Below are 13,937 nucleotides of genomic sequence, written 5' to 3'. Positions count from 1 at the left end.
CACTCGCTCAGAGAACCGGCGGCCGGGGAGTACGGGATCCCGGGAAGGAAACGATCATGACGCCCGGTGGGAACCGCGGGTGGCTGCTCCGCCTCGTCATCGCCTTCGGCTTCGCGCAGGGGGCGGTGTCGATGGCCCGGCCCGCCGTCTCCTACCGGGCCCTCGCGCTGGGCGCGGACGAAAGGGCGGTCGGCGTCATCGCCGGTGTGTACGCGCTGCTGCCGCTGTTCGCCGCCGTCCCGCTCGGCCGCCGCACCGACCACGGCCGCTGCGCGCCCCTGCTGCCCGTCGGCGTGGTACTCATCGCCGGCGGTTGCGCGCTGAGCGGTATCGCGGGCTCCCTGTGGGCGATGGCCCTGTGGAGCGGCGTCATGGGCCTGGGACACCTCTGCTTCGTCATCGGCGCCCAGTCGCTGGTCGCCCGCCAGTCCGCCCCGCACGAGCAGGACCGCAATTTCGGCCACTTCACCATCGGGGCCTCGCTCGGCCAGCTCGTCGGGCCCGTCGCGGCGGGCGCGCTGATCGGCGGCCACGACATGGCGGGCAGCAGCGCCCTGGCCCTGGTGGTGGCGGGCGCGGGCGCGGCGGTCGCGTTCACCTCGCTGTGGCGCATAGAGCACCCGACGGCCGCCACGTCCCGTACGGAACAGGGAACGCGCGTCCCCGTCGCGAGCATCCTGCGCGCCCGGGGCGTGCCCGCCGGCATCCTGATCAGCCTGTCCGTCCTGTCCGCGACCGACGTCCTCACCGCCTACCTGCCGGTGGTCGGCGAGCACCGGGGCATCTCCCCGGTCGTGATCGGCGTACTGCTCAGCCTGCGGGCCGCCGCCACGATCGCCTGCCGGCTGGTGCTGACCCCCCTGCTGCGGCTGCTCGGCCGGACCGCGCTGCTCACGGTCAGCTGTCTGCTGGCCGCCCTGCTGTGCGCCGGTGTCGCGCTGCCGGTGCCGGTGTGGGGGCTCGCGCTGATGCTGGTCGCCCTCGGCTTCTGCCTCGGCGTCGGCCAGCCGCTGTCCATGACGACCGTCGTCCAGGCCGCCCCCGACGGAGCCCGCTCCACCGCCCTCGCCCTGCGCCTGACCGGCAACCGCCTCGGCCAGGTCGCCGCACCCGCCGCGGCGGGACTGATCGCCGGCGTCGCGGGGGTGGCCGCGCCGTTCGTGATGCTCGGCGCCCTGCTGCTCATGTCCTCGGGCATCGCCCTGCGCTCCCCGTCCACCGGACCGGCCGCGGACCGGCCGCCCGCCGGGGACGATGCCGAGGACACCCCTCGCCGCCGGGCACCGCGCCGGTCGGCCCGTTAGGTCGCCGGCCAGGTCACCTCGGGAGCGTCCCTTCGCGGGACCGCGAAGCCCCTTCCCGGGTGGGGGCAGGCACGAGGGCGGAGTCGGCCGAGGGCACTGTGAACGCCGACGTGTCGCGAGCGTCGGACGGCGGGTCTTCCGGCCGAGCGGTGCCCGCAGCCCCGGGGACGTCGTGGGCAGGCGCCGGGGCCGCGCGACCGGGCCCGCCGGTTCGGAGCGCGGCGCTCTGTCAGGTCGGCTGGAGCTCGCCGGTGATCGGGACGTCGGGGGTCCGCGTGTTGGTGACGATGGCGAGGTCGGGGCCTTTCGGACCAGGGTGCCACTGGCCGCCGGCCAGGCGGACCAGGGCGATGTTGGGGGTGGGGCCCCGTTTCCAGTCGAGGGTGCCCGCGATGGTGGGCAGGGCCGTGCCGGCGAGGGCTCGGGCGATGGCAGCGTGGTCGGTGGGGTCGTCGGCGGTACTGAGGGCGTGGTGGGCGGTTTCCACGAGGGCGTGGGCCAGTCCGAGCGGCTGCAGCCAGGATTCGCCGGTGTCACGGCGGTAGGCGTGGGCGAGGTCGGCGCAGGTGGTGCCGTCCAGGCTGGAACGGTAGGGGTGGGCGGGGCTCCAGTAGACGAGGGTGGCGACGCGTGCGTCGGCGAGTTCGGCGTGGACGTCCGGGGCTGCGGTGGTGTGGGTGTGGGGGTAGGTCAGCCACCGAGAGCAGGTGATCAGCCGGGGCCGCAGCCCGGCCTGACGGGCCTGACGGTGGAAGAGGGACAGGTCGGCGGCGGTGGCGGCGCTGGTGACGATGTCGGCGCCGTACTCCCGCATGCGGCCGACCTGTGTCCGGAAGTCGCCCGCCGGTTCGCGGTAGGGGCCGAGGTCGGCCATGTCGTGTCCGCGCGCGGATGTCACCGGGGCGAAGCCGTACCGGGCGTGGCGGAGCAGGCTGCCCTGAAGGTCGTCGTTCCACAGGCAGCCGATGGTGTGGGTGCCGCCGGTCTGTTCCCACATCTCGGCGAAGACGGTGGCGATGTCGTCCAGGCCCCAGGCGAAGTGGTAAGTCCACTGGAAGTGGTGTCCGGGGGCGGCACCGCGCGCGTGGACGTAGGCCTGCCACGGGAAGGTGGTCGACAGACAGGGGACCCGCAGTTCCTCGCAGGCGTCGGCGACGGCGGGCAGTACCTGGGTCCCGGCCATGGTCAGGACGATGTGCGCCCGGTCGGTGGTGACCAGGTCGTGGACGGCCTGCCGGGCCGCTGCCGGATCGGAGCGGCTGTCGCGTACGGCGACCGACACGTCGTAACGGCTGCTTCCGTTACGGACGTGCTCCAGCTGCGGCGCCAGCGCCTTCAGAACGTAGGTCAGTGGCTTGCCCAGCGGCGTCAGACGCCCCGTCAGGGGCGCCACCACACCGATCGTCAGCCTTGCCGAGGAGATCTTCACCCTGTGCTTCCCGCCTTCTCATCGCCCATCCACGAGAACCGGTGAGCCGCGTGGTGGTGGACGACGCCACGCGGCTCACCGGCTCCTCACTGCTCCTCGCCGGACTCTCCGGCTCAGTGACCGGAACGGTCCACGGTCACGCACGTGGTCCTGCTCATCACCGACACCGTCTCGTTGCCGCAGTTGTTGCTGTGGCCCGAGGCGTTGCGGGCGAACAGCAGGTTGGACAGGACCCCGCCGCTGGCGCCGACCTGGTCACCGCCGCCGCCCTGACTGGTGTCCTCGGACAGGCAGGTGCGGTCCTTGAGCAGAGCCACCTTGCCCGTTCCGCAGAGGTTGGCGTGGCCGGAGGAGTTCCTGCCGGACAGGTTGGACAGCAGGCCCCCGGGCCCCCCGTCACTGTCACCGGCATGCGCGGCGGCCGCACTGACGGGCGTCGCCAGTACCGCCCCCACCAGCGAGGCCACCACCGCGACACGCCGCACACCGAACATCTGCACTGTGTTCCTCCCATACACCGTTGCCGGCCGCGTCGACCGGCCCACCAGCCCTAACGACGGTGCGGGCGAACGGCATGGCCGTAGGCACGGTGAATCATCAGCGAAGCAGTTGATCGGCTACTCCGAAGGGGGCTCACCGGCCAGGCCGTTGACAGCGGCGGGGGACGGGGACGCGGCGATGCGGTTGCTCGCCCTCCGGCCGCCTGTTCGCGCGGCCGCGGGCGTGGGAGCGGATCAGGAGCGGATCCGGACGATGCCGGCGGCATCTCGCGCATCGAATGGTGTCGCCGCCACCACGGTCACGGGTTCGGGTGTGGCACGCCGGCGCCCGGCGCCCGGCGCCCGGCGGCGCGGCCCAGCCCGGTGCGGCGCGGCCCGGTGCGGCGCGGGTCGGCCCGGCCCGACTCGGGTCGGGGTCGGGCCGGAGGAATCGTGCAGTGAAGCGCCACAGGCCTCGGGTCCACCTCCTGAGACGCCCCCACCCCTGAATCCGGCCGTCCGCTTTCTCATCAGATGGACGGTGGGACCGGGATACGGTCCAGTGTCTTCCCCCAGCCGCGCACATTCCGTTAACTTCCGTGACTCACACGCCCCGTACGACCCGCACGAGGGCGTCCGACCGCGGAGCACCAGCGCTCAGTGAGCCCCCGGGGGCACCTCCCATGACACGCGCCATCTCCCTGCACGACGTGAGCAAGACCTACGCGCGAGGCGTCCGCGTGGTGGACCGGCTGTCGCTGGACATCGCGCCCGGCGAGTTCCTCGTCCTGCTCGGCCCCTCCGGCTGCGGCAAGTCCACCGTGCTGCGCATGATCGCCGGCCTGGAGGAGATCACCGACGGCCGACTGCTGCTGGACGGCGAGTACGGCAACGACCTGCCTCCCTCCGAGCGGAGCATGGCGATGGTCTTCCAGAACTTCGCCCTGTACCCGAACATGACGACCCGCGGGAACATCGGCTTCCCGCTGCGCGTCGAGGCACCGCAGACCGACCCCGGCCCCCGTGTGGACGCCACCGCCCGCATGCTGGGCATCGAGGACCTCCTCGACCGCTTCCCCGCCCAGCTCTCCGGCGGCGAACGCCAGCGCGTCGCCATGGGCCGGGCCATCGCCCGCCACCCCACCGCCTTCCTGATGGACGAGCCGCTGTCCAACCTCGACGCCAAGCTCCGCAACCATCTGCGCGCCGAGATCACCAAACTGACCCGGGAACTGGGCGTCACCACGGTCTACGTCACCCACGACCAGTCCGAGGCCATGTCCCTCGGCGACCGCGTCGCCGTCCTGCGCGGCGGCGTGCTCCAGCAGGTGGACACCCCGCGCGCGGTGTACGCCCTGCCCCGCAACGTCTTCGTCGCCGCCTTCATCGGCACCCCGCGGATCAACCTGCTGCGCGGCCTCGTACGGGCGCCGCTCGACGGGGCGATGACCATCAGCCTGGGCAAGCAGTTCCTGCGCCTGCCCGAACCGCTCTCCCTGGACCACCAGTTGCTCCGCGTCCAGCAGGGCCGCGAGGTCATCGTCGGCCTGCGCTCGGAGGCCGTACGGATCGCGAAACCCGCCTCCGCCCGCCCCGGCGAGGTGCTGCTCACCGGCCTGGTGGAGCACGTCGAGTTCCAGGGCCACGAGGTCCTCGTCCACTTCAACACCGGCTCGCGCCCGGCCGTCGTACCCGATCTGGAGGCTCCGCGCCCGGTCGCGCGCCCGGCCGGGCGCCGCCGCCGCGACGGCACGGTCCTGGACCGGCTGAAGGAGCGGGCGGGCACCCTGCGCGCCGGACCGGTGGTGGTCGTGGACGACCCCGAGGACGCCGGACCCGCGGGCACCGAACCCTCCGCCACCGCCCCGGACGGCCGCCTCCCCGGCGACCTGATCGTCCGGACCACCCCCGACATCGACCTCCGCCACGGCATGCAGGTCCCCCTCCTCGTCGACCTCGCCCACCTGTTCGTCTTCGACCAGCACGGCGACCGGATCTGCCCCGCCCCGGCGCGGCTGCCTGACCTGGAGGAGTGAGTTCGCCGGCATCCGGCCTGCCGGGAAGGTGAGCCGCGCCACCATGGTGGCCGCCCCTGGTGCCGTAAAACTATCGGCGCTAGTTTGGAGCCGGACGACGAGGCCCGCCCGGAAGGAACGCGATGAAGGCACACGACGGCATGTACATCGACGGGGCCTGGCGGCCCGCCGACGGCCGGGACACGATCGAGGTCGTCAACCCGGCCGACGAGCAGGTGATCGGCAAGGTCCCCGCCGGCACCGCCCTGGACGTCGACACCGCCGTACGGGCCGCCCGCGCCGCCCTGCCGGGCTGGGCCGCCACCCCGCCCGCCGAGCGGGCCGCGCGCCTGGCGGCGCTGCGGGACGTACTGGTGGCCCGCAAGGACGAGATCGCGGAGACGGTCACCGCCGAGCTGGGCTCGCCGCCGAAGCTGTCGCAGGCCGTGCACGCCGGCGCCCCGATCGCGGTGGCCGGCTCGTACGCCGGACTGGCGGCGACGTACGCCTTCGAGGAGAAGGTCGGCAACTCCGTCGTCCACCACGAGCCGATCGGCGTGGTCGGTGCGATCACCCCGTGGAACTACCCCCTCCACCAGATCGTCGCCAAGGTCGCCCCGGCGCTCGCGGCCGGCTGCACGGTCGTGCTGAAGCCCGCCGAGGACACCCCGCTCACCGCCCAGCTCTTCGCGGAGGCGGTGCACGAGGCGGGCGTCCCGGCGGGCGTCTTCAACCTGGTGACCGGCCTCGGCCCGGTCGCCGGCCAGGCCCTCGCCGAGCACCCGGGCATCGACCTGGTCTCCTTCACCGGTTCCACGGCCGTGGGCCGCCGGATCGGCGCCGTCGCCGGCGCCGCCGTCAAGAAGGTCGCCCTCGAGCTGGGCGGCAAGTCCGCCAACGTGATCCTCCCGAGCGCCGACCTGGCCAAGGCGGTCAACGTCGGCGTCGCCAACGTCATGTCCAACTCCGGCCAGACGTGCAGCGCCTGGACCCGCATGCTCGTGCACGCCGACCAGTACGACGAGGCCGTGCGACTGGCCGCCGAGGCCGCCGCCAAGTACGGCGACCGGATCGGCCCGGTCGTCAACGCCAAGCAGCAGGAGCGCGTGCGCGGTTACATCGAGAAGGGCGTCGCCGAGGGCGCGCGCCTCGTCGCGGGCGGCCCCGAAGCCCCGCGGGAGCAGGGCTACTTCGTCGCCCCGACCGTCTTCGCCGACGTCACCGAGGACATGACCGTCGCCCAGGAGGAGATCTTCGGTCCGGTCCTGTCCATCCTCCGCTACACGGACGAGGAGGACGCCCTGCGGATCGCCAACGGCACGGTGTACGGCCTGGCCGGCGCCGTCTGGGCCGGCGACGAGGCCGAGGCGGTCGCCTTCGCCCGCCGGATGGACACCGGCCAGGTGGACATCAACGGCGGCCGGTTCAACCCGCTGGCGCCCTTCGGCGGCTACAAGCAGTCCGGCGTGGGCCGCGAGCTGGGCCGGCACGGCCTGTCCGAGTACCTCCAGACCAAGTCCCTCCAGTTCTAGCCCCAGGGGAGCCGTCCACGTCATGGCCGTCCGTACCGCTGTCCGTGCCGCCGTCGTACCCGCCGTAGGCGCCCCGCTGGAGGTCACCGGGATCGAGCTGCCCGAGCCCGGCCCGGGGCAGGTCCGGGTGAAGCTCGCCGCCGCCGGGGTCTGCCACTCCGACCTGTCCCTGTCCAACGGCACCATGCGGGTGCCGCTGCCCGCCGTCCTCGGCCACGAGGGCGCCGGCACGGTCCTCGCCGTCGGCGAGGGCGTCAGCCACATCGCCCCCGGCGACGACGTCGTCCTCAACTGGGCCCCGTCCTGCGGCGCCTGCCACGCCTGCTCGCTCGGGGAGGTCTGGCTGTGCGCGGGCGCCCTGGCCGGCGCCGCGAACACGCACGCCCGCCGCGCCGACGACGGCACCGGCCTGCACCCCGGCCTGAACGTCGCCGCGTTCGCCGAGGAGACGGTGGTGGGCGCCGACTGCGTCCTGCCCGTCCCCGACGGCATCCCGCTCACCGACGCCGCCCTGCTCGGCTGCGCCGTCCTCACCGGTTACGGCGCCGTGCACCACGCGGCGAAGGTCCGCGAGGGCGAGACGGTCGCCGTGTTCGGCGTCGGCGGAGTGGGCCTCGCCACGCTCCAGGCGGCCCGGATCGCGGGCGCCTCGAAGATCGTCGCCGTCGACGTCTCCCCCGAGAAGGAGGGCCTGGCCCGCGCCGCCGGCGCCACCGACTACCTGATCGCCTCCGACACCACCGCCCGCGAGATCCGCGCCCTCACCGGCAAGCAGGGCGTCGACGTCGCCGTCGAGTGCGTCGGCCGCGCGGTCACCATCCGCACCGCCTGGGAATCCACCCGGCGCGGCGGACGCACCACGGTCGTCGGCATCGGCGGCAAGGACCAGCAGGTCACCTTCAACGCCCTGGAGATCTTCCACTGGGGCCGCACCCTGTCCGGCTGCGTCTACGGCAACGCCGACCCGGCCCGGGACCTCCCGGTGCTGGCCGAGCACGTGCGGGCGGGACGCCTGGACCTCGGTGCCCTGGTGACGGAGCGCATCGCGCTGGACGGCATCCCGGCGGCCTTCGAGAACATGCTGGCGGGCAAGGGCGGGCGGGCGCTGGTGGTGTTCTAGACGGGCCGGGTCCGAGCCGGTCCCGGCCGGTCCGGGCAGGCCCCGGCCGCCGGTCGGGGCCGGTCCGCAACAGGCTCAGAGCCGGTCGGCGTCCTCGCGGCGCGGTTCCCGTGCGGTGCCGACCCGCTCCGGGGCCGCCCCCGCGCGCTTCCTCGACCGCGACACCGCCACGCCCGCCAGGCACAGCGCGCCGCCCGCCAGGGTGAGCGGCCCCGGCACCTCGCCGAGCGCCAGCCACGACATCAGGACGACGAGGGCGGGCACGGCGTACGTCGTCGCGCCCATCCGGCCCGCGGTCGTGCGGGCCAGCGCGTACGCCCACGTCGTGAAGGCCAGCGCGGTCGGGAACACGCCCAGGTACACCATGTTGAGCGTCGCGGAGACGGGCGCGTCGGCCGCCTCACGCACCAGCTGCCCCGCGAACGGAAGGCAGAGCACAGCCCCGACCAGGCACCCGAACGTCGTCACCTGAAGCGCGCCGGCGTGCCTCAGCGCGGGCTTCTGGGCGACCACCCCGCCCGCGTACGCCACGGCGGCCAGCAGGCACAGCACCACCCCGAACAGCGAGGAACCTCCCTCACCGGACATCGACAGGCCCACGGTCACCGCGCCCGCGAACGACACCGCCATCCCCGCCACCAGCCGCGGCGGCAGCGCGTCCCCGAGCAGCCGGGCGCCGAGCAGGGCGATGAGGATCGGACCGACGTTGACCACGAGGGCGGCCGTGCCGGCATCCACCCGTTGCTCGCCCCAGTTGAGCACGACCATGTAGAAGCCGAACCACAGCAGTCCCGAGACCGCGATCCCCCGCCAGGCCGGCCGTGGCGGCATCCCTTCCCGCCGCAGCAGCCAGATCACGCCCAGCGTCAGCGCGCCCGACAGCAGCCGGCCGAGCGCCAGCGCCCCGGGCGAGTAGGCGTCGCCCGCACTGCGGATCGAGACGAAGGCGGAGGCCCACAGGACGACGGTGACCGTGGCGGCGGCCGCCGCGAGCAGGTCCGGACGGCGGGACGGGGCGGTGCTCATCATGCTCCTGAGGCCAGGGAGGGACGGAATACGGGGACCGGCGGGTCCGGGACGGGGACGCGTGGACACCGGTGCTCAGCGCAGCCCCACCGGATCGATGCCGAGCAGCTCCGACAGCGCCTCCTCGCCCGCCGGCGTCACCTTCACCGCCCGCCCGGAGCCGATGCGTACGCACCAGCCCGTGTCCAGGGCGTGCCGGCACAGGGCCGCGCCCGCGACGCCCGCGAGATGGGGACGGCGCTCGGTCCAGTCGAGGCAGGCCCGGGCCAGCGGACGGCGACCGGTGGGCTTCAGCGCGATCCCGGCGTCCTGGAACCAGCCGAGCCCGGCGTCGGTGAGCGCGAAGCCGGTGTCCTGGCGCAGCAGCCCCCGCCCGGTCAGCGCGTCGGTGACCGTGATGCCGAGCCGCCCGGCGAGGTGGTCGTAGCAGGTGCGGCCCCGGGCCATGGCCGAACCGGCGCCGGCTGCCCGCAGCGTGCGCGGACGCCGCGCCGCGGCCTCGGGCGCGACCTGTGCGGCCAGGTCCTCGACCAGCTGTGCGACCCGCTCGTCGGCCAGCCGCACGTACCGGTGCCGCCCCTGCCGCTCCTCGGTGAGCAGTCCGCCCGCGACGAGCTTGCCCAGGTGCTCGCTCAGCGTGGAGGCGGCGACTCCCGCGTGCCGGGCCAGCTCACCGGCGGTCCACGCCCGCCCGTCGAGCAGTGCCAGCAGGCACGCGGCCCTGGTCTCGTCGGCGATCAGCCCGGCCAGCCGCGCGAGTCCGGGCGCTTCGGCGTCCTTGTCGGTCATGCGTTCCAGGATGCGGTACGCACCGTTCGGCGGACGCCGAAGCGTCCTCAGGTGCCCCGCGCCACCTGGGCGTACTGCTGAGCCAGCCCGTCCAGCAGCGCCGTCAGCCCGGTCTCGAAGGCCCGCTCGTCGATCTTCTCCTGCTGCTCGGCCAGGAGGTGGGCCTGCTGGAGGTGCGGGTAGTCGGCGGGGTCGTAGGCGCCGGCGTCGCCCACGAAGCCCCCGGCGAAGGAGCCGAGCGCCGAGCCCATGACGAAGTACCGCATCAGCGCGCCGATGGACGTGGCCTGGGCCGGGGGCCAGCCCGCCGCGACCATCGCGCCGTAGACGGCGTCCGCGAGGTGCAGCGCGGCCGGGCGGCGGCCGGGGCCGTGGGCCAGCACCGGGACGATGTGGGGGTGGTCGCGCAGGGCCGCCCGGTAGGAGACGGCCCAGTCGTGCAGCGCGGTCCGCCAGTCCCGGCCGTCCTCGAACATCGTCAGGTCGACCTGCGCGCTCACCGAGTCGGCGACCGCCTCCAGGATCTCGTCCTTGGTGCGGAAGTGGTTGTAGAGCGAGGGCCCGCTGACGCCCAGCTCCGCGGCGAGCCGCCGCGTGGAGACGGCCGCGAGGCCCTCCGCGTCGACCAGCGCCCGGGCCGTCTCGACGATCCGGTCGGTGCTGAGCAGGGGCTTGCGCGGTCGGGCCATGGCGCACATAGTAGGGCTGCGAGCAGAAACTAGCAGTGCTAATTTAAATGTACGGCTTTCAAGATGTCTTTCCTGTGGGGTGACTCGGCATGAACCTGGAGCTCAGCGAGGAGCAGACCGCCGTGCGGCAGCTCGCCCGGGACTTCGTGGAGCGCGAGATCGCCCCGCACGTCGTCGCCTGGGACCGCGCCGAGGAGGTGGACCGGTCGATCGTGAAGAAGCTCGGCGAGGTCGGCTTCCTCGGCCTCACCGTCGACGAGGAGTACGGCGGCAGCGGCGGCGACCACCTCGCGTACTGCCTGGTCACCGAGGAACTGGGCCGCGGCGACAGCTCCGTGCGCGGGATCGTGTCGGTCTCCCTCGGCCTGGTCGCCAAGACCGTCGCCGCCTGGGGCGACGAGGAGCAGAAGCGGCGCTGGCTGCCGGGGCTCACCTCCGGCGAGTACGTCGGCTGCTTCGGCCTCACCGAGCCCGGTACGGGGTCGGACGCCGGGAACCTCACCACCCGTGCCGTCCGCGACGGCGACGACTACGTCGTCAACGGCACCAAGATGTTCATCACCAACGGCACCTGGGCCGACGTGGTGCTGCTCTTCGCCCGCTCCACGGACGCCCCCGGCCACAAGGGGGTCTCCGCCTTCCTCGTGCCCACCGACACACCCGGCCTGACCCGCCGCACCGTCCACGGCAAGCTCGGACTGCGCGGCCAGGCCACCGCCGAACTGGTCCTCGAGGACGTCCGTGTCCCCGCCTCCGCGATGCTGGCCCCCGAGGGCAAGGGCTTCTCGGTCGCCATGTCGGCCCTCGCCAAGGGGCGGATGTCGGTCGCGGCCGGCTGCGTCGGCATAGCCCAGGCGGCACTGGACGCGGCCGTGCGGTACGCGGGCGAGCGCGAGCAGTTCGGGAAGACCATCGCCCACCACCAGTTGGTGCAGGAGCTGCTCAGCGACATCGCCCTCGACGTGGACGCGGCCCGGCTGCTGACCTGGCGGGTCGCCGACCTGATCGACCGCGGGCGGCCCTTCACCGTCGAGTCCTCCAAGGCCAAGCTGTTCGCCTCGGAGGCCGCCGTCCGCGCCGCCAACAACGCCCTCCAGGTCTTCGGCGGCTACGGCTACATCGACGAGTACCCGGCCGGCAAGCTGCTGCGCGACGCCCGCGTGATGACCCTCTACGAGGGCACCAGCCAGATCCAGAAGCTGGTCATCGGGCGGGCGCTGACCGGCGTTTCGGCCTTCTGAGTACGAGAACTGAGTACGCCGGCGGATGTGGCGGGGGCCACATCCGCCGACCCTTGTCCGCATGAGTGACACACCCGTCAAGCAGCAGAGCACGACGGCCTTCTACGGGCAGGCCGTGGCCTCGTTCGCGGTCGCGATGATCGCCACCGCCGTCGGCATCTACAACCTCCAGGCCGACGCCTGGGTCCGTGCCTTCCTCGCCGTCGCCGTCCTGTACCTCGTCACCTCGGCCTTCACGCTGGCCAAGATCATCCGTGACCGCCAGGAGGCCGGGCAGATAGTGAGCCGCGTCGACCAGGCCCGGCTGGACAAGCTCCTCGCCGAGCACGACCCCTTCGAGAAGCTGGGCTGACGTGCCCGCCGGTGCCGCCCCTAAGCGCCCGCTCAGCTTCGGCGGTATGGTGGTGCCCCTGTCACCGAGAGGGGCGAGCAAGCGATGAGTACGGCGGCCGAGACGACGGGCGGCGAAACCGAGCCGTGGGAAGAGGTCACCCCGGACGCGGCCCGGCGGCTCCTGGTCGCCGCGGTGGAGGCCTTCGCCGAGCGCGGGTACCACGCGACCACGACCCGCGACATCGCCGGGCGGGCCGGTATGAGCCCGGCCGCGCTCTACATCCACTACAAGACCAAGGAAGAGCTGCTCCACCGCATCAGCCGGATCGGCCACGACCGCGCGGTCGCCATCCTGCGGACGGCGGCCCAGGGCGAGGGCAGCGCCACCGAGCGGCTCGCCGACGCCGTGAGCTCCTTCGTACGGTGGCACGCCGGGCGCCGCACGACGGCGCGGGTGGTGCAGTACGAGCTGGACGCGCTCGGACCGGAGGCCCGCGACGAGATCCTCGCGCTGCGCCGGCAGGTCGACGCCGAGGTGCGCGGGATCATCGACGACGGTGTCGCGTCGGGCGAGTTCGACGTGCCGGACGTGAAGGGGACGACGCTCGCCGTGCTGTCGCTCTGCATCGACGTCGCCCGCTGGTTCAACGTGAACGGCCCCCGGACGCCCGACGAGGTCGGCGCGCTCTACGCCGACCTCGTGCTGCGGATGGTGGGAGCCGCACCCTCCGGCGAGGCTCAGAGGTAGTAGCGGGAGACCGACTCGGCGACGCACACGGGCTTGTCGCCGCCCTCGCGCTCCACGGTGAAGGCGACGGCCACCTGGATCCCTCCCTGGACGTCCTCGACGCCGGTGATCGTCGCCGTGGCGCGCAGTCGCGAGCCGACCGGGACGGGGGAGGGGAAACGGACCTTGTTGGTGCCGTAGTTGACGCCCATCTTCACGCCCTCGACCTGGATGAGCTGCGGCCCGAAGAGCGGGAGCAGCGACAGGGTCAGATAGCCGTGCGCGATGGTGGTGCCGAAGGGGCCCGCGGCGGCCTTCTCCGGGTCCACGTGGATCCACTGGTGGTCGCCGGTCGCCTCCGCGAACAGGTCGATCCGCTTCTGGTCGACGTCCAGCCAGTCGGTGTACCCCAACCGCTCGCCCACCGCCGCCTTCACGTCGTCGGCGGATGTGAAGATCCTCGGCTCTGCCATGTCCCGGCCTCTCTGCTCGCTCGACCTGCTCGCTCGACCTGTTCGCCCTCAAAGCTAAGCGACTGCTTAGCATGGTCGCCCGGGCGGCCCGTGTCAACGGACCGGAGGCATCCGCGCGGGTGACCGGGTCGGTAGGGTTCGAGGGGTGCCTCAGATTCCCGAGAAGATCCACGAGCTCACGGTCGGCCAGCTCGCCGCGCGCAGCGGCGCCGCCGTCTCCGCCCTGCACTTCTACGAGTCCAAGGGCCTGATCCACAGTCGCCGCACGTCGGGCAACCAGCGCCGCTTCAGCCGTGACGCGCTGCGCCGGGTCGCCTTCGTGCGCGCGGCGCAGCGCGTCGGCATCCCGCTCGCCACGATCCGCGAAGCGCTCGCCGAACTGCCGGAGGGGCGCACCCCCACCGAGGACGACTGGGCCCGGCTCTCCGCGTCCTGGCGTTCCGAACTGGACGAGCGGATCAAGCAGTTGAACCGACTGCGCGATCACCTCACCGACTGCATCGGCTGCGGCTGCCTCTCCCTGGACACCTGTGTCCTGTCCAACCCCGACGACGTGTTCGGCGAACGCGGCGCCGGCTCCCGCCTGTTGGTGGAACGGGCCAAGGGGGCCACCGCCACCCCCGCGGCCCGGCGCACGCCGCCCGCCCGGGAGCCGGACGCGGACGCCCGGTGCTGCGACCGGCCGACGGGCTGACCGGGCCGCGCAGGCTGGGCGGGCTTTTTTTGAACAGATTCAAATTCCTTCGCCGTCCTTGATCGCGAGCCGGTAGGATCCGGTTC

At 73.3% G+C, this 13,937-nt stretch carries 14 protein-coding genes; 8 read left to right on the top strand and 6 right to left on the bottom strand.

Annotation, left to right across the window (positions count from 1 at the left end):
* Positions 1-56: 56 nt before the first annotated feature.
* Positions 57-1,304 carry an MFS transporter gene (locus ACZ7G3_RS29360; RefSeq protein ID WP_470929089.1) on the top strand — a complete coding sequence of 416 codons (1,248 nt, stop codon included), beginning with the start codon at positions 57-59 and terminating at the stop codon, positions 1,302-1,304.
* Between the two features lie 229 nt (positions 1,305-1,533).
* Here ACZ7G3_RS29360 and ACZ7G3_RS29355 read toward each other — a convergent pair whose 3' ends face one another.
* The gene (locus ACZ7G3_RS29355) at positions 1,534-2,733 is read right to left on the bottom strand and encodes an ABC transporter substrate-binding protein (RefSeq protein ID WP_470929087.1); all 1,200 of its coding nucleotides are present in this window, start codon (positions 2,731-2,733) and stop codon (positions 1,534-1,536) included.
* 113 nt (positions 2,734-2,846) lie between these two features.
* Positions 2,847-3,227, bottom strand: a complete 381-nt coding sequence (locus ACZ7G3_RS29350; protein ID WP_470929085.1) for a hypothetical protein — start codon at positions 3,225-3,227, stop codon at positions 2,847-2,849.
* A gap of 668 nt (positions 3,228-3,895) precedes the next feature.
* On the opposite strand from ACZ7G3_RS29350, the gene ACZ7G3_RS29345 reads away from it, so the two are divergent.
* From ACZ7G3_RS29345 to ACZ7G3_RS29335, 3 genes are all read left to right on the top strand, one after another.
* Entirely contained in the window at positions 3,896-5,248 is a 1,353-nt protein-coding gene (locus ACZ7G3_RS29345; RefSeq protein ID WP_470929083.1) for an ABC transporter ATP-binding protein, read from the top strand.
* Between the two features lie 122 nt (positions 5,249-5,370).
* Positions 5,371-6,759, top strand: coding sequence for an aldehyde dehydrogenase family protein (locus ACZ7G3_RS29340; protein WP_470929081.1), 1,389 nt, complete (start codon positions 5,371-5,373; stop codon positions 6,757-6,759).
* A gap of 22 nt (positions 6,760-6,781) precedes the next feature.
* Positions 6,782-7,879, top strand: coding sequence for a zinc-binding dehydrogenase (locus ACZ7G3_RS29335; RefSeq protein ID WP_470929079.1), 1,098 nt, complete (start codon positions 6,782-6,784; stop codon positions 7,877-7,879).
* A gap of 75 nt (positions 7,880-7,954) precedes the next feature.
* Here ACZ7G3_RS29335 and ACZ7G3_RS29330 read toward each other — a convergent pair whose 3' ends face one another.
* From ACZ7G3_RS29330 to ACZ7G3_RS29320, 3 genes are all read right to left on the bottom strand, one after another.
* Positions 7,955-8,905 (bottom strand): DMT family transporter, encoded by a 951-nt coding sequence (locus ACZ7G3_RS29330; RefSeq protein WP_470929185.1) that lies wholly within the window; start codon positions 8,903-8,905, stop codon positions 7,955-7,957.
* Between the two features lie 75 nt (positions 8,906-8,980).
* Positions 8,981-9,694 carry an ArsR/SmtB family transcription factor gene (locus ACZ7G3_RS29325; protein ID WP_470929077.1) on the bottom strand — a complete coding sequence of 238 codons (714 nt, stop codon included), beginning with the start codon at positions 9,692-9,694 and terminating at the stop codon, positions 8,981-8,983.
* A 47-nt stretch (positions 9,695-9,741) separates the two neighbouring features.
* Positions 9,742-10,383, bottom strand: a complete 642-nt coding sequence (locus ACZ7G3_RS29320; protein WP_426518506.1) for a TetR/AcrR family transcriptional regulator — start codon at positions 10,381-10,383, stop codon at positions 9,742-9,744.
* Positions 10,384-10,472: 89 nt separating this feature from the next.
* On the opposite strand from ACZ7G3_RS29320, the gene ACZ7G3_RS29315 reads away from it, so the two are divergent.
* The 3 genes from ACZ7G3_RS29315 to ACZ7G3_RS29305 all read left to right on the top strand — a co-directional run bounded on the left by ACZ7G3_RS29315 (position 10,473) and on the right by ACZ7G3_RS29305 (position 12,705).
* Complete coding sequence (locus tag ACZ7G3_RS29315) at positions 10,473-11,624, top strand: acyl-CoA dehydrogenase family protein (RefSeq protein WP_426554827.1); 1,152 nt, start codon at positions 10,473-10,475, stop codon at positions 11,622-11,624.
* A 61-nt stretch (positions 11,625-11,685) separates the two neighbouring features.
* Complete coding sequence (locus ACZ7G3_RS29310) at positions 11,686-11,976, top strand: YiaA/YiaB family inner membrane protein (RefSeq protein WP_426600579.1); 291 nt, start codon at positions 11,686-11,688, stop codon at positions 11,974-11,976.
* Positions 11,977-12,060: 84 nt separating this feature from the next.
* Complete coding sequence (locus ACZ7G3_RS29305) at positions 12,061-12,705, top strand: TetR-type transcription factor C-terminal domain-containing protein (RefSeq protein ID WP_426600578.1); 645 nt, start codon at positions 12,061-12,063, stop codon at positions 12,703-12,705.
* On the opposite strand, the gene ACZ7G3_RS29300 is transcribed toward ACZ7G3_RS29305, so the two are convergent.
* Positions 12,696-13,157, bottom strand: coding sequence for a MaoC family dehydratase (locus tag ACZ7G3_RS29300; protein WP_426600577.1), 462 nt, complete (start codon positions 13,155-13,157; stop codon positions 12,696-12,698). The genes ACZ7G3_RS29305 and ACZ7G3_RS29300 overlap by 10 nt on opposite strands.
* Before the next feature lie 145 nt (positions 13,158-13,302).
* Here ACZ7G3_RS29300 and soxR point away from each other — a divergent pair, with 145 nt between their 5' ends.
* Positions 13,303-13,851 carry a redox-sensitive transcriptional activator SoxR gene (gene soxR, locus ACZ7G3_RS29295; RefSeq protein ID WP_426600576.1) on the top strand — a complete coding sequence of 183 codons (549 nt, stop codon included), beginning with the start codon at positions 13,303-13,305 and terminating at the stop codon, positions 13,849-13,851.
* The last annotated feature ends 86 nt before the right edge of the window (positions 13,852-13,937 follow it).

Source organism: Streptomyces sp. NPDC037271, from assembly GCF_055603605.1.
Note: the sequence above shows the minus strand (reverse complement) of the source record. Positions and strands in the feature narration are given on the sequence as shown.